At 51.0% G+C, this 17,609-nt stretch carries 14 protein-coding genes; 10 read left to right on the forward strand and 4 right to left on the reverse strand.

Translation table 11 applies throughout. The features are described from left to right. Positions 1-127 precede the first annotated feature (127 nt). Positions 128-376 (forward strand): hypothetical protein, encoded by a 249-nt coding sequence (locus BMY09_RS02915; protein WP_091353659.1) that lies wholly within the window; start codon positions 128-130, stop codon positions 374-376. 129 nt (positions 377-505) lie between these two features. Here the strand turns inward: BMY09_RS02915 and BMY09_RS02920 are convergent, their stop codons facing one another. After that, on the reverse strand, positions 506-1,336 hold the full coding sequence (locus tag BMY09_RS02920; RefSeq protein WP_091353661.1) for an AraC family transcriptional regulator: 831 nt from the start codon (positions 1,334-1,336) through the stop codon (positions 506-508). A 114-nt stretch (positions 1,337-1,450) separates the two neighbouring features. Between BMY09_RS02920 and BMY09_RS02925 the strand changes: the two genes are divergently transcribed. From BMY09_RS02925 to BMY09_RS02970, 9 genes are all read left to right on the forward strand, one after another. Next, entirely contained in the window at positions 1,451-2,638 is a 1,188-nt protein-coding gene (locus BMY09_RS02925; protein WP_175483422.1) for an MFS transporter, read from the forward strand. Between the two features lie 650 nt (positions 2,639-3,288). Continuing rightward, the gene (locus BMY09_RS02935; protein WP_091353670.1) at positions 3,289-4,035 is read left to right on the forward strand and encodes a FadR/GntR family transcriptional regulator; all 747 of its coding nucleotides are present in this window, start codon (positions 3,289-3,291) and stop codon (positions 4,033-4,035) included. 131 nt (positions 4,036-4,166) lie between these two features. After that, positions 4,167-5,357 (forward strand): ABC transporter substrate-binding protein, encoded by a 1,191-nt coding sequence (locus BMY09_RS02940; protein ID WP_217647375.1) that lies wholly within the window; start codon positions 4,167-4,169, stop codon positions 5,355-5,357. A 63-nt stretch (positions 5,358-5,420) separates the two neighbouring features. Further along, positions 5,421-6,278 (forward strand): branched-chain amino acid ABC transporter permease, encoded by an 858-nt coding sequence (locus BMY09_RS02945; RefSeq protein ID WP_091353672.1) that lies wholly within the window; start codon positions 5,421-5,423, stop codon positions 6,276-6,278. A 2-nt stretch (positions 6,279-6,280) separates the two neighbouring features. Beyond that, on the forward strand, positions 6,281-7,285 hold the full coding sequence (locus BMY09_RS02950) for a branched-chain amino acid ABC transporter permease (RefSeq protein ID WP_091353675.1): 1,005 nt from the start codon (positions 6,281-6,283) through the stop codon (positions 7,283-7,285). Further along, the gene (locus tag BMY09_RS02955) at positions 7,285-8,040 is read left to right on the forward strand and encodes an ABC transporter ATP-binding protein (protein WP_091353678.1); all 756 of its coding nucleotides are present in this window, start codon (positions 7,285-7,287) and stop codon (positions 8,038-8,040) included. Before BMY09_RS02950 ends, BMY09_RS02955 begins: the two co-directional genes overlap by 1 nt. Next, the gene (locus tag BMY09_RS02960) at positions 8,037-8,729 is read left to right on the forward strand and encodes an ABC transporter ATP-binding protein (protein ID WP_091353680.1); all 693 of its coding nucleotides are present in this window, start codon (positions 8,037-8,039) and stop codon (positions 8,727-8,729) included. Before BMY09_RS02955 ends, BMY09_RS02960 begins: the two co-directional genes overlap by 4 nt. A gap of 23 nt (positions 8,730-8,752) precedes the next feature. Continuing rightward, positions 8,753-10,024, forward strand: a complete 1,272-nt coding sequence (locus BMY09_RS02965; RefSeq protein ID WP_342721887.1) for a Zn-dependent hydrolase — start codon at positions 8,753-8,755, stop codon at positions 10,022-10,024. 1 nt (position 10,025) lies between these two features. After that, positions 10,026-11,447 (forward strand): amidase, encoded by a 1,422-nt coding sequence (locus tag BMY09_RS02970; RefSeq protein WP_217647376.1) that lies wholly within the window; start codon positions 10,026-10,028, stop codon positions 11,445-11,447. Positions 11,448-11,558: 111 nt separating this feature from the next. Here BMY09_RS02970 and BMY09_RS02975 read toward each other — a convergent pair whose 3' ends face one another. From BMY09_RS02975 to BMY09_RS02985, 3 genes are all read right to left on the reverse strand, one after another. Then, a complete protein-coding gene (locus BMY09_RS02975) occupies positions 11,559-12,887 on the reverse strand; it encodes a Na+/H+ antiporter NhaC family protein (RefSeq protein WP_091353683.1) in 1,329 nt (442 codons plus the stop codon). 453 nt (positions 12,888-13,340) lie between these two features. Continuing rightward, complete coding sequence (locus tag BMY09_RS02980) at positions 13,341-15,356, reverse strand: GGDEF domain-containing protein (RefSeq protein ID WP_091353686.1); 2,016 nt, start codon at positions 15,354-15,356, stop codon at positions 13,341-13,343. 354 nt (positions 15,357-15,710) lie between these two features. Then, positions 15,711-17,609, reverse strand: coding sequence for a PhoX family protein (locus BMY09_RS02985; protein ID WP_091353687.1), 1,899 nt, complete (start codon positions 17,607-17,609; stop codon positions 15,711-15,713).

Raw genomic sequence — 17,609 nt, forward strand, 5'->3', positions numbered from 1 at the left:
TCTATCCTCTTGCTGGAGTACTTTAATACCCAGTTAACCGCTAAAAAGAGCTTTTAGAGATTGTCCTGAAGCTGATCTGGACCGGGAATGATGAATTGTTAAAACGATTAACCATAGGGAAAGCATCATGAAATCAATCGTAATTATTCTGGCGGGGCTTTGGATCTCATGGCATTACACCGATCTGCATTCAGATCAAACGCTGTTTAATATGGTGGCGCCATTGGGCGTATTGATATTCGGGGCCTCCCTTGCTGTATGGCTGGTTTTAAGAATGGGATCCGGTGGTCGCGGCAGTCGGTCTGATGGTTATAGCGGTGATAGCGGTGGTTTCTTCGATGGTGATTCAGGTGGTGGCGATGGCGGTGGTGACTGAGCGCTGTTATTAAGTGTTGTTATTAAGCGTCGTCATAAGTGTTTGGCCACCTAAAATGCTGCTGCCACTGTCGATTTTTCTAACCACTAGCGAGTCGCGAAGCGCCGTTCTTGCCACTTTTTGAGCGCTTTACAGCTCAAAATACCTCCCCGGTGTTTTTCCCAGTGCTTTGCGGAACATGGTGATAAAGGCACTCTGACTACTGTAACCCAGATCCTGAGCAACGTTGGCTACTGCATCCCCCTGGGCGATGCGGGTCAGAGCCGCCAGCAGGCGCACCTGTTGTCGCCACTGCCCGAACGTCATCCCCGTTTCCTGGCGAAAGTGTCGGGCCAGAGAGCGCGCGCTGGTGCCCAGCTCGGTTGCCCACTCATCTATTGAGCGCGGGTCGGCGGGGTTATCTCTCAGCCTGTGGGCGATCACAATCAGGGATTTACTTTTGGGATGCGGCAGGTGGAGAGGGGCCTCAGGAATGGTTTTAAGCTGATCAAGAAACACCTGAACGATACGTCCCTGTGTGCCGTCCTCATCATAGAGGGTATCAAAGGAGACCATCTCCAGAATCAGCTCCCGCAACAGGGGGGTTACATGGATGACCTGACAGTGATTGGGCAGATCTCTGGAGGCTTCAGGTGCAATATAGACATTGCGCATCTGTACCGGATGGATCGTGCGGGCATCGTGTTCGATAAAGGCGGGAATCCATACCGCCCGTTGCGGCGGTACTACCCAGTAGCCGATATCCCGGGCTGACACCTGAATCAGTCCGGCGGCGATAAACAGCAGTTGTCCCCAGCCATGGCTATGGTAGGGCGAATAAAATCCCGCTTCGTGGTCAGCTTTACGGATCACGACCTGACGGGGAACGTGTTCCAGCCGATTGACCGGTTTTCCATCCAGGGTTACCCAGTGTTTGGGAATTTCAGGTAGCTCTGTCTGTTTCTCGATATAAGTTGGCATGCTTTATTGTATACGCCAGATTGGATCTTTTTTAAAGTAGCCTGAGAAATTAATTGAGTCATCAGGTCGGGTATTACTGCGTTGTTAAGAATGTCCGACTGTACAGGAGTCACTATGTTGAACTTGATCCGTCGCCCGGAGTTATTTTTGTTTTTGCTGGCGGGCGCGATGCCCCTGTCGATGGGGGTGTGGATGGCATTGCTGAATAACTTCGCCATTGAGAAAGCGGCCTTTACCGGGGTTGAGATCGGTATTCTGCAATCTTTGCGTGAGATTCCCGGGTTTATCTCTTTCGGCGCGGTGCTGTTGCTGGTGTTGATGCGTGAACAGACCCTGGCTCTGGTATCGATGTTGCTTCTGGGGCTGGGGACCGCTGCCACCGGATTTTTTCCCTCCGAGGTCGGGCTGTACTGTACTACCGTGCTGATGTCGATGGGGTTTCACTACTATGAGACCATGAATCAGTCGCTCTCACTACAGCTGTTCAGCAAGGAGGAAGCACCCCATCGCCTGGGTCAGATGGTGGCGATTGGCTCCTTTGCCAGCCTGGTGGCGTTTGCGCTGGTATGGCTGGCGTTGGATATATCCGGTTTATCGATGCAAACGGTTTATCTCCTCGGTGGTGGCGTTACTGTAGGCATCACTCTGTTCTGCTGGCTAGCATTTCCTCGCATGGAGGGAAAGGTTGAGCAGCATAAAAAACTGCTGCTACGAAAACGTTACTGGCTTTACTACGCGCTGGTATTTATGGGCGGTGCCCGGCGGCAGATCTTCATGGTGTTTGCCAGCTTCCTGATGGTGGAGAAGTTTGGTTTTTCTGCCGGTGAGATCTCCATCATGTTTCTCATCAATGGCGCTCTGAATATGGTTTGTGCGCCCAGGATTGGCAAGCTGATCGGTTTCTGGGGCGAACGTAAGACCCTGACCATTGAGTATATCGGGCTGATTATCGTGTTTACTGCCTACGCTATTGTGTCAGATCCCTGGATTGCGGTGGGACTGTATATTGCCGACCACCTGCTGTTCTCTATGGCGATAGCGCAGAAAACCTATCTGCAGAAAATTGCTGATCCGAAGGATCTGGCTTCTACGGCAGGCGTCTCTTTCACCATCAACCATATTGCTGCAGTGGTGCTGCCTGCCGCCTATGGGGTGTTATGGATTATCTCTCCGGCGGCGGTGTTTCTCACCGGTGCCGCGCTGGGCGGGGTGTCGCTGATACTGGCGCGGATGGTGCCTGAGAAGCCTGCGCCAGGAGAGGAAGTGATACTGTTTTCGGGGAAAATCGCAAACGCTTCATAGGCTTCTGTAGCGGGCAGAGGCTTTATCCTGAGTGCTTGTTAGCTGGTTCACTCGTATAGGTTTGTAAAGCGACTTATCTGGATGATTTTTATACGGCGCTGACGATCTGGGATAAAGCAGGGAAGAATTTCCTGTCCTTTTTCGTCTGCGTCATACTTTATTGTAACCATAGATACGGTGTTGAAGAGAGTGCTGTCCCTGTCCTGTCGGTCAGACCCAAATCGCTTCTATAAGGGGCCTGATGAATCGCATATTTTTCGGCGTTTCAGCTGGTATCCATAAGGAAACCAGGTTTTCCAACTATAAAATCCTGATTTCTCCAGCATCTTTTGTCTTTCTGAAACAGGCTCGTCTGACAATAAAAAAGTTCGAAATAGAGCGCTTTAATGAAGAAATACCCTGTCTCACTACAGCTGATTTTTTTCATAGTTAAGCAATTCATTAACTAACATTAATTTTATAAATATTTAACTAACTGATGGATCTATTGTAGTTTCGAATAACGGCGAGGGGATATCAATGACACACTGACGATATCAAACAGTGTCACCCTTTAGCAGAAACAGCTCTCGAAGCTGATTTTTTTGAGCTAAAATAATTAATCATGATTATTTACATTAATTATTTAAGTCGCTCAATTTGGAGATAAAATGGCTGAAATTCAGCGAAAGTACCGTAAACAGAAACTATCTGACCTCATTGTTGATGAGGTGAAGTCGATGATTGTTGCTGAAAAGCTGTTGCCGGGTGATCGCCTGCCTAATGAAAAGGATCTGATTGATCAGTTTGGCTGCTCCAAAGGCACGGTCAGAGAAGCCCTGAAGGCGCTTGAGGTTGAAGGGCTTGTGTATACCCGTCCTGGCCCGGGAGGTGGGGCTTACCTTTCTGAAGTTGGAACTGAACCTGCCAGTAAGATGCTGCGAAACTATTTATATTTTAATCACCTTTCTGCGGAACAGATTTACCAGATGCGCAAGCTGATTGAGGTTGAATTGGCGGTGTCGGTGGTTGGAAAGCTGACTCAGGCCGACTTTGAACTGCTTGAAGCGCATACCAATGCCTGTGCGACTCCGCCTGAGTCTGAAGATCAGCAGCGCAGCCAGAGAATCGCAGAGCTTGAGTTTCATAATGTGTTGTCTGATGCATGTCCAAATCCCTTGTTGAGCTTTATGGGGCGTTTTCTGAACGAGGCGCTCAGAGATCTGGTCGTGCTGAAAAAGTCTTATCAGATTGATGCTTACCAGTTTACTCAATCCAATGTTGATTATCACGAGCGTTTACTTGATGCCTATCGCGCAGAAGATGAAGCACAGGTGCGCAGGTTGATGGGTGAGCATATGTGCGAAGCTGAGGCGCATTTCGTTGCGTTGGACGGCAAAATTTCAAAAAAAATGTAATACCCAGGGTATTCAGGTACCCAGCAAAAAGAGCTTGTTGAACAGGCCGGACAGAATAATAAGTAGTACATGAGAAGCTTTAAATTAAGGCAAATAAATAGAAGAGCAATTAAACCTTAGAGGAAAGCAGTATGAAAAAGATAATGTTGAGGAACGTCCTGATATCCGCAGTACTGTCGGCAACGAGCTCTCTTACGCTGGCTGCAGATGGCATTACTATCTACGGTGTAAAATCAGTGTCTGGTGCATTTGCCAGTTATGGTAAATACGCAGATATGGGCTCTAAACTGGCCGTAGAGGATTATGGCGATCTGTTGGGGCAGAGCGTCCACTATGAGACGATTGATACCGAGGGCAATGCGGGTAAAGCGGTGCGTAAGGTTCAGGAAGCGATCAGTCAGGACAACGCCCGCTTTTTTGATGGTGCAACGCTCTCTTCTACGGCGCTGGCTATCGGTAAAGAAGTTAACAAGGTTAATGGTGTTTTCATCACCCCGGCGGGTGCCGATGAACTGACCGGAAGCGATTGTAACATGTCTACTTTCCGCTGGTCTGTGCCGACCTATGGTGCTATCCGGCAAACCGTAAAACCGCTGATTGATAAGTTTCCGGAGAAAAAACGCTGGTACACCATCACACCTCAGTATGTGTTTGGCGAGGCGCTGTTGAACAATGCCAAGGCGGTATTTGCCGAGGAAGGTATCGAACATGTTGGTAACAGTTATCACTCCCTGAAAGAGCAGGAGTTCTCCGGTTACCTCACCAACGCGATGGCGGCACAACCGGATGTTCTGTTGTTGCTGAACTTTGGTTCTCAGTCATCGAATGCGCTGCGCCAGGCTGTTAATTTCGGTCTGAAAAATCAGATGACCATTCTGGTCGCCTGGTCATCCGGTCTTGATCAGTTACAGGAGCTGGGTCCGGATATTGCCGAAGGCGTGTATTTCGGTGCGCAGTACTGGCACACCGTGGACACACCCATGAACAAGGCGTTGGTTAAGCGGGTGAAAGAGGTTTACGGTATGAACCCTAACTACCCTCTGGCCGCTGACTATATCAGCACCACTGTGATTCTGGATGCGATTGCTAAGGCCGGAACAACCGATAGTGCTGCGGTTGCTAAAGCGCTGGAAGGAGCCACGTATGAAGGCCCAACCGGAAGCGAAGTGATTCGTAAAGCCGATCATCAGGTTCTGAAAGACTACTATCTGCTGGAAGGTAAACCTGCCGCAGACATGGCCGATCAGGACGATTATGTCAATATCATCAGTTCTGGAAAGTCGTTTCCGGATGAATCAGCTCTGACGTGCAAGCGTAGCTAAATCAGTATTCGTATCCCGGTGATACCGGGATACGGCATATATTCGTTGTGCAGGAGCGATCCGATGAGTCTTTATCTGTTTCAGATACTGAATGGTGTCGGACTGGGGATGATCTATTTTCTGATTTCGGTTGGACTGACGATTATCTTTGGTCTTTTAAATTTTGTTAACTTTGCCCACGGTGCTTATTACCTGATCGGGTCATATCTGTGCTTTACCGTCGTAGCACTAACGGGAAATTTCTGGTTGGCTTTAGCCATAGCACCTATTGCTGTAGCGATACTGGCCCTGATTACTGAAAGAATACTGATTAAACGCGCTTATCATCTGCCACACACTTATCACATTCTGATAACCCTTGGCATAGCACTGATTATTCAGGAACTGACGATCTCAATCTGGGGGCCCATCGGTAAATCTGTCGCGGTGCCTGAGGCGCTGCAGGGGGTCTTTCAGATGGGGAACTTTTTCTATCCGAAATACCGTTTATTCGTGATTCTGTTCTCGGCGGTTATCGCGTTTGCCCTTTGGTTGCTGCTTGAACGAACCCGGTTTGGCGCGCTGGTGCGAGCCGGAAGTGAGGATACTGAAACCGTTTCTTTACTGGGAACTCATATCCACAAACTGTTTTCTATTACCTTTGCGCTGGGAGTGGGTCTTGCCGGTCTTGCCGGTGTACTGGCTGCCCCGATCCGGGGTGTACACCCTTTTGTTGGTGTTGAGGTGCTGGGTATAGCCTTTGTTGTCGTTGTGATTGGCGGCATGGGGTCGTTCACCGGGGCATTGGTTGGTGGTCTGATTGTCGGTCTGGTGCAGAGTCTGATGACAACTATCTGGCCGCAGGGTGCAAGCCTGATGATTTATGGTGCGATGGCGTTTGTTATTTTGTTACGTCCATACGGTTTGTTCGGGAGAGCCTGATTATGATGAAGCAGAAAAGATCATCGCTGCTTGGCGGGGTTACTCTGGCAACCCTGGCAACGGTTATACTGATGCCTCTGTTGCTGCCTTCGGCAACTCTGGCAACCGAAATCCTTATTTTTGCGATGGCTGCACTGGCCTGTAATCTGCTGCTGGGGTATACCGGATTACTCTCCTTTGGTCAGGGAATTTTCTTCGGAGGCGGTGCTTATATCGCGTCAATATGCATGATCCACTGGAATTTTGGCCTGCTCAGCGCTTTGCTCAGTGCGATGTTGGCTGGGGCGTTACTGGCGGGCCTGGTAGGGGCGTTATCTATTCGCCGTAAAGGGATCTACTTTGTCATGCTGACATTGTCGTTCTCACAGATGGCCTATTTTATCGCTTACAGTGTCAGTGACTGGACCGGCGGTGATAATGGTCTGCTGGATATTCCACGTCCTGCATTAACCCTGCTTGGATTTGAAATCAGTAACCTGGTATCAAGCGAGGCATTCTACGCCTTTGTCGCTACCCTGTTTATGCTGATCTTTATTTTTGCCCGCCGGGTTATCCATTCTCCCTTTGGCACAACACTGGTGGCCATTCGGGAAAATGAGAATCGTGCCTCAGCGGTGGGGTTCTCAACCAACCATTTCAAGTTACTGGCGTTTGTTATTTCAGGGGGTATCACCGGTATAGCCGGAGCGTTGTACGCGATGTTGCTGAACTTTGCTCCTCTCTCGAATATCGAGTTACAGATGTCTGAGAACATACTGATCATGACCATCATTGGTGGCACCGGCTCGCTGTTTGGCTCTATTCTGGGGGCGGGATCAATCGTCTTGCTGGGTGATGTACTGTCATCTGTCTGGCCCCGCTGGATGATTTTGCTGGGTATTGCTCTGATTGCGGTGGTGCTGTTTATGCCTTCAGGTTTGTGGGGCGGCCTGGGTTCAATTGCTGATCGCTGGCGTGAGTATCGCCGCTCAAAAGAGCCGGAAGCGAAATCCCGGGAGGCTAACTGATGAACGATTACATACTTGAAACAGAAGGTCTCGGTTTACGTTATGGCGCTTTTGCCGCGCTGGGCAGTGTTGATCTGAAAATACGGCGGGGCTCAATCCATACGGTGATTGGTCCCAATGGCGCGGGTAAAACCACACTGTTTCATTGCTTAACGGGAGAACGCAAGCCGTCCAGCGGCAATATTCAGTTTGCCGGCACAAATATTACCAGCCAGGCTGCGCATAAACGTGTCGCTGCGGGCATGTCCCGCTCATTCCAGATCACCAGCCTGTTTCAGAACCTGAGTGTGCATGAGAATCTGCGCCTGGCTGCTCAGGGAAGAGATGGACTGGGAGCCCTGTCGTTCTGGTATTCAGATCAGCATCGTCGTGAACATAGTGACAAGGCTGACGAAGTGATTGAACGGATTAAGCTGGGAGCGGTCGCGGATACCTGTGCCGGCGAACTTTCCCATGGGCAACAGCGAGTGCTTGAGGTTGGTATGGCACTGTGCAGCAACCCACAGATGTTGCTACTTGATGAACCGACATCGGGGATGGGGGTTGATGATATTCCAGTGATGACACAGCTTATTGCAGAACTTGGACGCGATCACACGGTTATGCTGATTGAACACAACATGCGCCTGGTGATGTCGATTTCAGACCGGATTACGGTGATGCATCAGGGCAATATCCTGATTGAGGGTGACCCGGATGAGGTGAGCGGTGATAAACGGGTTAAGAAAGCCTATCTGGGGGAGAGCGGATCATGAAACTTGAGCTGAATAATGTTCACTCCTATTACGGTAAAAGCCATGTCCTTGAGGGGCTTTCTCTTGAAGTGGGCCCAGGCGAACTGGTTACGCTGCTGGGGCGAAACGGCGCCGGTAAGACCACCACGCTGCGCAGTATCGTTGGCATTGTTAAACCTAAGCAGGGTTCGATCCGGTTTAACGATGTTGAGCTGGTGGGTAAAGAGGTCTTTGAGATCGCCCGTTACGGTATCGCACTAGTGCCTGAGCATCGGGGGATCTTCAGTCTGCTGAGTGTGGAGGAAAATCTTTCGATAGCGGTGCGGGCTGGCAGTCGCTGGAGCATGGCCGACGTTTATCAAATGTTCCCGCGGTTATATGAACGGCGAAAAAATGGCGGTAATGAGCTATCCGGTGGTGAGCAGCAGATGCTGGCCATGGCCCGGGCTCTGGTGAATAACCCGCAACTGTTATTGCTCGATGAGCCGACAGAGGGGCTGGCTCCGGTAATCGTTGATGAGATCGTGCGCATTCTTGAGCGCATCAGAGAAACCGGTGTATCGGTGTTATTGGTTGAACAGAACCTGGCCGTCTGTGAACGACTTGCCGACCGGCACTATGTCCTTGAACAGGGAAATATTGTTTACAGCGGTACAGGTGAAGATTTCCGCCAGCAGGAAATTATAAAAGACCGCTATCTGGCGGTTTAGACAACCGGCTTTCAGGATAATGAATGATGAATGAAATGAGCATAGAGAAGTTAGCTTCTGAGCTGTTAACAGTAGACCGGGACCGGCTCTGGAATAGTCTGATGGAGCAGGGCAGGATCGGCGAAACCGAAAAGGGTGGTTTAAACCGTCTTGCACTGACTGACCTTGACCGGCAAGTACGGGAACTCTTTATCCGCTGGTGTACCGAAGCGGGTTGTGAAGTCAGCGTTGATCAGATCGGAAATATTTTTGCCCGTCGAGCAGGGCGCGATAACAGCTTGCCGCCGGTGATGACTGGCAGCCATATCGATACCCAGCCGACCGGTGGAAAGTTTGATGGCTGTTTTGGTGTGATGTCAGGGCTGGAAGCGATACGTCGCCTGAATGACCTGAAGATTGAAACTATCGCGCCGATTGAAGTGGTTGTCTGGACAAACGAAGAGGGATCTCGCTTTCCCCCCTGCATGATGGGGTCGGGTGTTTTTACCGGACAGTTTGATCTTGATAGTACTCTGGCGGTGTGTGACAGCGAGGGAGTCTCTGTCGGACAGGCTTTACAGAGTATTGGCTTTGCCGGAGAGCGTCCGGTAACCGGGCATCGGGCATCTGCATACTATGAAGCGCATATAGAACAGGGGCCGGTGCTGGAGGATGAACAGAAAACTATCGGTGTTGTCATTGGTGCGCTAGGTCAGAAATGGTTTGACCTGCGCATTACCGGTGTTGAAGCCCATGCGGGGCCAACGCCGATGAATCTGCGCCATGATGCGGGGCTCGCTGCTGCGCATATCATGCTATTCGTTAATCAACTGGCACTCGACCATGCCCCGCATGGGCGTGGAACGGTTGGTTGTCTTGAGCTGTTCCCCGGATCAAGAAATGTAATTCCGGGGCAGGTCGATCTTTCAATAGACCTGCGTCACCTTGAGGCTGAGGTTCTGGAGACTATGGTTCAGGCGTTGAAAACAGAAATCAGCCGGATCGAGCAACAGTTTGGCGTCTCCACCGAGCTGAAACCTACCGCAGACTTTGCTCCACTGGCCTTTGCACCTGAGTGTGTTGCCGCGGTTCGCGGCGCAAGTGAATCACTGGGGTACAGCCATTTAGATATTGTCAGCGGCGCAGGACATGATGCCATCTTTCTGGCGGAGATAGCGCCAGCCGGAATGATTTTTGTCCCCTGTGAGGGCGGTATCAGTCATAACGAAATGGAGCGTGCAGATGCCGATGATCTGGCTGCCGGGGCTTCGGTGTTGCTAAATGCGTTGCTGGCCAGTGCCGGAAGGGGAGCCTGAGATGAACAATAAAATGTTATCTTCGGATATTGCTGATTTTGATGCTGTCACGCTGAGCCGCCTTTACCGGGAGGGTTCGTTGTCTCCGGTAGAAGCGACAGAGGCCTCCCTGGCCCGGATTGACGCCTGTAATTTACAGGTGAACGCATACTGTTATGTTGATGCTGAAGGTGCGCTTAAAGCGGCTAAAGAATCGGAGCAGCGCTGGTTAACGGGGAAACCACAGAGCCCGATTGATGGCGTTCCCTCATCCATTAAGGACCTGACCCTGGTTGCGGGTATGCCAAATCGTAGCGGCTCACTGACCAGCTCTGCTGAACCGGCCACTGATAATGCTCCCTTCACGGCGCGGATGCTGGAAGCCGGCGCAGTGATTCTGGGAAAAACCTGTACCCCCGAGTTTGGCTGGAAAGGGGTCACCGATAACCGTCTTACGGGAATTACCCGCAACCCCTGGAATACCGCGCTGACTGCCGGCGGATCTTCTGGCGGTGCGGCTGCGGCTGCAGCTCTGAATATGGGGGTGTTGCACCAGGGGAGTGATGCGGGAGGCTCTATCCGAATTCCCGGGGGATTCTGTGGTGTGTTCGGTATCAAACCCACCTTCGGTTTTATCCCTCAGTGGCCTGCCAGTGCCATGACCACGCTTTCCCATCTTGGGCCGATGACCCGCAGCGTCGAAGATAGTCTGCTGATGCTGGATGTCGTCGCCCAGCCAGACCCCCGCGACTGGTATTCGGATCGTCTCTTTTCCGGTAACTGGAGCGCGATTCCGGATCTGCCTCTGAAAGGGGTTAATATCGCCTATAGCCCGACACTGGGATATGTTGATGTCGACCCAGCAGTACGGGCTGAGGTCGACCACGCAGTCGCTCTGCTGGTGGATCTGGGGGCCAACGTTGAGGAGGTTGATCCTGGGTTTACCGATCCGGCAGAGATATTTTCAACACTCTGGTTTGCCGGCGCCGGTAAAGTGGTTCAGGGCTTCAGCGAGGCGCAACGGGAGCTACTCGACCCGGGCTTTCGCCGGATCGGAGAGTCGGGGAGTAAAATTGATATTGTCACCTATATGAAAGCCGTTGATGCAAGGGCTGCTTTAGGGGTGTTGATGAACCAGTTTCATCAGCGTTTCGATCTGTTGCTGACGCCAACCCTGCCGATCACTGCTTTCGCAGCGGGACGTAATACCGCGGATGACGGTCAGAAAGAGTGGATGGAGTGGACCCCATTTTCCTACCCGTTTAATCTGACACAACAGCCTGCAGCAACAGTTCCCTGTGGATCTGTCAACGGTTTACCCGTAGGTCTGCAACTGGTTGCAGCAAGAGGGGATGATGCCCGTTTACTGGCGGTGGCCAGACGCCTGATGCAAGTCTGTAAAACAGACACCCTCAGTTCACCAGTGATCGCCGCACCGGTATAGTGGTGTAGTCATGTGATTGAAGGTAGGCGTCAGACAGAACAGGGCTGTGTGTAATCACCAGCCCTGTGTTTTATTGGCAATAAGCGGCTTTAGATCTCCGCTAAAACGGGGTTAAGCTCTCTCTAGGGCATGCTTATGGGTCTTCGCTTTAGCAAACACAATGGTTCCCAGCGCAATGGTCCCCAGCAACCAGCTGTAATGGATATTAGCGATGATCAGCAGCGGTGAGAGTCCGGCGATTGAGCCTGCCAGCAGTACCTGTGCGCCGTAGGGTAACAGCCCCTGCACTACGCAGGAGAATATATCCAGCAGACAGGCACTGCGTCGTGGGTCAACGTGCTGACGCTCGGCAATATCTTTTGCCAGGCCGCCACAGATAATGATGGCAACGGTGTTATTTGCGGTACAGATATTGGTCAGGACAACGGCGCTACTGATCGCCGCTTCACCCGCCCGGGGGCTGGCTTCTGATTTATTGCTCTGTATTGTGAAACGATCAATCAGTCGGGCAAGAAACTCCAGACCGCCCTGTGCTTTCATCAGTGCCCCCAGACCGCCAATCAGCATCGACAGAATCAGAATTTCCTGCATTCCGGTATAGCCGGTATAGATATCTTTGGAGAACTGGGCGATCGAGTAATCCTGCACGCCTGTCAGACCGATAGCGCCGGCCAGTAGAATACCGCTGAACAGAACCAGAAATACATTCAGGCCGCTGAGTGCCATCACCAACACCGCAAGGTAGGGCAGTACTTTAAGCAGTTCGTAGTCGTTGTCCTGAGTAATACTGGCATCAGCACCCTGCAGATAGAGCCAGCCCAGAGTAATCAGCGCTGCGGGCAGGGCGATTTTAAAATTCATACGAAACTTGTCACGCATATCGCAGCCCTGTGAGCGGGTCGCGGCAATAGTGGTATCGGAGATGATGGACAGGTTGTCGCCGAACATCGCGCCGCCAACCACTGCACCGATGCAAAGCGGCAGCGACAGATCACTGACCTCGGTCAGCCCCAGTGCAATGGGTGCCATCGCCGCGATGGTGCCCATTGAGGTACCCATCGCTGTCGCGATAAAAGCGGTAATTACAAACAGTCCTGGCAGTACCAGCTCTGAGGGGATAACACTGAGCCCGAAATTAACGGTGGCATCGACGCCGCCTACCGCTTTAGCCACGCTGGCGAAGGCTCCTGCCAGCAGATAGATCAGGCACATGGTGATGATATTGCTGTCGCCAACCCCCTGGATAAAGGTTTCCAGACGCTGGCTAAGTGTGCCCTGATCCAGCAGCAGAGCCAGTACAATCGCAGGCAGGATCGCGACCGGTGCTGAGATCTGATAGAAGGCGAAATCAACATTGGCTGACTGATAGTAAACGCCACTGCCGATAAACAGGGCAAGAAAGAGTAATAGCGGTAACAGAGCGAACGGGTTTGCTCTCATTTCAGACTCCCGGAGTACAGAAAATATTATGCTGAAGTGTTTCATCAATGCGAACAGGAAAGATCACCGCAGGCTGTATCTCAGCAACAGGGGAAATTCACAGGATCTTGAAATCAACGTTGTTCTGCGGATAAGCAGAATCAGCAATAAAAAGCCTGTCATTCTTTTGGAATACAGACATAAAAATTGATAAGCAGGGCTTCTGGTAGGGAAACCATACTGTTAAGGCTCGGGATTATACTTGTTCACCGGGCCAGCGCTAATATTGATTCAGCATAAAAGTTATTATTTGGTTATAAATAGGGTTTGTTGATAACCCAAGGGAATAAAACAGTTCTGAAGTTTTTAAAGGGATACCCGACAGCCGCTGGAGGGAGACGTTAATCTGTCAGATCGTGGTGCTCAATTTAATCACGACATTGTCTTATCAAGATACTGTCTGATCCTATTGAGTTACGAGGTTATTTGTACGTTCTGATGCTCCTCGGGCGCTTCGGCAAAGCAGTAGCTGTTGCTTTGCATACGCTTGGCTTTATACATCGCCTGGTCGGCTTCATGCAGAAGTGATTCCAGAGGCAGCCCCTGAAAGTGTAAGGCAATACCGATACTGATACCCACCTGAAGCTGCTGTCCGCGAAAGGAAACAGGTTCTTCTGTCGCGCTGATAATTCGTTCGGCGATTATCTCGAGTTGACGTTTGTTGCCGTAGGAGGATAGCAGCGCGGCAAATTCATCCCCTCCCAATCGTGCCAGGAGGTCACTCTCCCGCAGTATCTGCTTCAGTCGGGCCGCAAACTGCTTTAACACATAATCCCCGGCCTCATGTCCATAACGGTCATTGATTGGTTTGAACTGATCCAGATCCATATAAAGTAGTGCTAAAGGTTCTTGTGTGCGTCTGGACTGGGTCAGTTGCAGCTCCAGTATCTGAATAAAGATATTGCGATTGTTCAGGCCGGTCAGCACATCATGATGGGCAAGTTGTTCAATTTGCTGCTGCGAGATCAGGTTTTTTCGCTGGATTCTGAAATACATGATGGTTCCTACCCCGGTAACCATGGCGGTCAGAACAAAAAACATCGCCAGTGGGGGTAGAAAATTACTGTAAGCTTTGGAAAGGCTGTTAGGGCTTGCCAGCGATATCAGTTTCCACTCTGGCCAGTGCAGTTCTGCAGCCAGCTTATTGTGCTGCGGGTCTTCTGGCGTTGCCCGGCCAGTTGCTATGGTATCAAATATAAAATAGCCATAAGGTGACAGAAAAGCCCCCCGGTCTTTGCCTATAATCTTCTGCCAGATGCCGGGATAATATTTTTCAATGGTCCTGTCTTTATATTCCGGAAACATAAAGGCCCAGGCCGCATCACGTTCCCGTCCAAACATCCAGTAGCCATCCTCATTAAGCAGCATCAACTCGCCGGCGGTATTCTTAGCATCGCCTTTCAGCTGAGTGAACAGGGCGGAGGCATTCAGGTTGATGATTACGAGACCCTGTTTATTGCCCTGGCGATCAAAAACCGGAGACGCGGTGCGTACAATCGGTTTGAAGGGCAGCTCAATCTGGTTGTGTTCGATGTTGAGATCCATCGGGGAGATGTAAACCTGCCCCGCTAAGAGCTTTAATGAGTCTTTAAAGTAATATCGATGATGCTTGTCCTGCAGGTTTTCAGTGCTGATGACGATTGGTTCGAGGCTGCCCTGATCAACTCTGATCTCTTCTACGCCCTGCGCATTGAGATAACGGATCTGTTCATAGACCGGCTTGATAGACGCCAGATTAAGATAGTCGTTTGTTAGTCGATTACGAGCCTCAGGGTCACCGCTTAGCAGGTCCTGAAGGTTTTCCTGTCGTGCCAGCATCAGTGTATCCAGGGCGGCTTTGGATATGTGATCGTTGAGGCTGTTTTTGATCAGGGCGAGCTGTGGCTTTTCAGCTGCTACCGCCTGGGTTATATAGCTCTGCTGCTGTTGCTGATAAACATTCAGAAGTAATAACAAAAACAAGCTCAGAGAGGTGAGATAGCAAAACAGGAGAAAACCCCGCAGTGCCAGGATTTTATCGATCAGCGTACGCTGGTTTACAGGGACTAAGTTTGCGGGCTTCAGCAGTAAGTAGTGTATTAGCAGAGTGGTGATCAGTGAAAATACCACTCCGTCGGATAACGTCACAGCAAACCCGGTTGCAGACACTCTGATCAGCGGAAAGATCAGCATTAGCATGGTTTCAACAGTAAGAGCAATCAGCCCTGCTCGCAGCAGGACGGATTCACTATTCAGGTCATGACGGATCGTCAGCCGATTCGTTTTGATAAATAAGCGCACTATCAAAACCGTAATGAAGGCGATCAGTGTTGCATCCAGGAAGACTTCCAGCCAGAAGAAACTGACCGCGATCTCCAGCCTCTGCATCGCCTGCATGATCAGCATCTCGGCTGACATCAGAAAAGTGAAGAGAAGCAGGAGGTTTAACATTTTTTAGCGAGCGCCTTGTGCTGCGATGTCTGAATATAACGCCTACAGGTGTTGGCGGCGGTTAACGAGCCAGCCAGCGTAAAAAACAGTTTTCTGTGAATGAGTTATATTATTTTGTCCATAAAAGTAGGTCTATATTAACAGAGCTTCAGATGCAGCAACAGTGACCTTTATCAGTTTAAACCGGGCATTGAGTTGCGTTGTCTGGCTAGCGGGCCAGGCAGTGTTTTTGGATGCTGTTACTGTAACAAGTGAAAGACATCGCGCCGTTCAGACCTTGGCCATATTTTGTCGCGTCAGATAATAAAAAAGCCTCACAACGGAGGCTTTTCAATATCTCATTAAGCGTTAAATTCAGGCGCCGATAATACCGCCATCTTTACGCTGAATGGCCATAATGGTGGAACGAGGCTTGCTGTTGCCGCCCGCAGGGAAGTGGGACGGTTTATCATCTTCACCTGGGTGTTGCACGCCGACAAACACGGTGCGCTGATCCGGTGAGAATGTCAGACCGGTGATCTCACAGGCGATCGGACCGGTGGCAAAGCGACGCACCTCTCCGGTTTGCGGATCAGCACAGAGCATCTGGTTGTTGCCCATGCCGGCGAAGTCCCCTTCGTTGGAATATTTACCGTCAGTCAGAATCCACAGGCGTCCAGCCTTATCAAAGCCGAGGCCATCTGGGCTGTTGAACATGTTTTCATCATTGATGTTGGCAGAACCGGCGTAGAAGTCATTGTGGACTGTCGGATTACCGGCAACCAGGAACAGATCCCACTTGAAGGTGGTGGCGCTGTTATCGCCATTGGTTTCGTTCCAGCGAACAATCTGACCATACTTGTTGTTGGCCCGTGGGTTCGGCCCGCCAACCGGCTGGTTGTCTTTCTTGCCACGGTACTTATTGTTGGTCAGGGTGCAGCATACCGTTTTGGTTTTATGATTTACCGCAACCCATTCCGGACGATCCATGGTGGTGGCACCAACAACCGTCGCCGCTTCACGGGCGTAGATCAGAACTTCAGCCTGGCTGTTGAAACCGTTCTCTTTAGTGAGACCATTTTTGCCGTAAGTCAGCTCGATCCACTCACCGGTACCCTTCACTTCACCGGGCTGTGCGCTGAAGCGAGAAACGTACAGGGTACCCTCTTCAAGCAGGTTGCGGTTGGCGGCTTTATCCGTAGCGTTGTACTTGTTTTTAGAGACAAACTTGTACAGGTGTTCCCCACGCTCGTCGTCGCCCAGATAAACCACAACGTGACCATTGTCTGCCACGATAACCGCAGCGTTCTCATGCTTGAAACGACCCAGCGCGGTGCGCTTCAGCGGGGTAGAGGTTGGGTCCATCGGGTCGATCTCGACCACCCAGCCGTGACGATTTGGTTCGTTTGGCTCTTTAGTGATATCAAAGCGGTCATCAAATTTGAACCACTGGTAATCACTGTCATCTTTCAGGCCGTAACGCTTTTCGTGGGCTGTTTGTCCGCCACCAGGTTTAGCAAAGAATCCATTGAAGTTCTCTTCACAGGTCAGGTAAGTGCCCCATGGTGTTTCACCGTTGGCGCAGTTATTGAATGTCCCGAGTACTTTCGTCCCGCTGGCATCAACGCTGGTTTTCAGCAGATCATCTCCTGCGGCAGGGCCGGTCAGCATCATTTCGGTATTGGCTGTGATACGACGGTTGTAATCAGAGTCTTTGCTGTATTCCCAGCCATCAGCGGTACGCCTGATTTCGAAGACAGAGATACCAACAGCCGCCTGCGCTTTTTTCACGTCATCGGCGGTCATCGCTTCGCCTCTATGATCGAACAGCAGTGGGTAGTTGGTGTATTCGTTGTTGACTGCCAGCAGGCCGTGATCGTCAGACAGTGGGAAGAAGGTCATGCCGTCGGTGTTATCACCAAACTGGCCCGCTTGAGCGCTGGCAGGCTGAGTGCCGCTTTCGTCAAATTCTGGCGCGCCTTTCAGGATTGGGTCGCCCCAGGAGATCAACGGTTTGGCAACATAACCTTCAGGCACCACGAAGGTGTCAGCGGTGCTGGCAGGTACTTTGGTAAAGCCCAGCAGCTTGCTTTGAGGGTTACTGGTTGCTGCCATCGCTTCGGCAAGTGGGTTGGCTGCCAGAAACAGCCCCATAGCGGTAGCACCGCCCTGTAAAAAACGGCGACGGCTCAGGCCGGCATCAATAATTTTGCTGAAGTCGGAGTCTGATTCAGAATGCATTGCTGAATCGGCCTGCAGATGATCTTTGTTCAT

The sequence above is a fragment of the Amphritea atlantica genome, assembly GCF_900111095.1.
GTDB lineage: Bacteria > Pseudomonadota > Gammaproteobacteria > Pseudomonadales > Balneatricaceae > Amphritea > Amphritea atlantica.

Bases quoted from the DNA above. Each gene is read 5' to 3' on its own strand.
- BMY09_RS02915 (WP_091353659.1), top strand. From the start codon at position 128: ATGAAATCAATCGTAATTATTCTGGCGGGGCTTTGGATCTCATGGCAT.
- BMY09_RS02920 (WP_091353661.1), bottom strand. From the start codon at position 1,336: ATGCCAACTTATATCGAGAAACAGACAGAGCTACCTGAAATTCCCAAA.
- BMY09_RS02925 (WP_175483422.1), top strand. From the start codon at position 1,451: ATGTTGAACTTGATCCGTCGCCCGGAGTTATTTTTGTTTTTGCTGGCG.
- BMY09_RS02935 (WP_091353670.1), top strand. From the start codon at position 3,289: ATGGCTGAAATTCAGCGAAAGTACCGTAAACAGAAACTATCTGACCTC.
- BMY09_RS02940 (WP_217647375.1), top strand. From the start codon at position 4,167: ATGAAAAAGATAATGTTGAGGAACGTCCTGATATCCGCAGTACTGTCG.
- BMY09_RS02945 (WP_091353672.1), top strand. From the start codon at position 5,421: ATGAGTCTTTATCTGTTTCAGATACTGAATGGTGTCGGACTGGGGATG.
- BMY09_RS02950 (WP_091353675.1), top strand. From the start codon at position 6,281: ATGATGAAGCAGAAAAGATCATCGCTGCTTGGCGGGGTTACTCTGGCA.
- BMY09_RS02955 (WP_091353678.1), top strand. From the start codon at position 7,285: ATGAACGATTACATACTTGAAACAGAAGGTCTCGGTTTACGTTATGGC.
- BMY09_RS02960 (WP_091353680.1), top strand. From the start codon at position 8,037: ATGAAACTTGAGCTGAATAATGTTCACTCCTATTACGGTAAAAGCCAT.
- BMY09_RS02965 (WP_342721887.1), top strand. From the start codon at position 8,753: ATGATGAATGAAATGAGCATAGAGAAGTTAGCTTCTGAGCTGTTAACA.
- BMY09_RS02970 (WP_217647376.1), top strand. From the start codon at position 10,026: ATGAACAATAAAATGTTATCTTCGGATATTGCTGATTTTGATGCTGTC.
- BMY09_RS02975 (WP_091353683.1), bottom strand. From the start codon at position 12,887: ATGAGAGCAAACCCGTTCGCTCTGTTACCGCTATTACTCTTTCTTGCC.
- BMY09_RS02980 (WP_091353686.1), bottom strand. From the start codon at position 15,356: ATGTTAAACCTCCTGCTTCTCTTCACTTTTCTGATGTCAGCCGAGATG.
- BMY09_RS02985 (WP_091353687.1), bottom strand. From the start codon at position 17,609: ATGAACAAAGATCATCTGCAGGCCGATTCAGCAATGCATTCTGAATCA.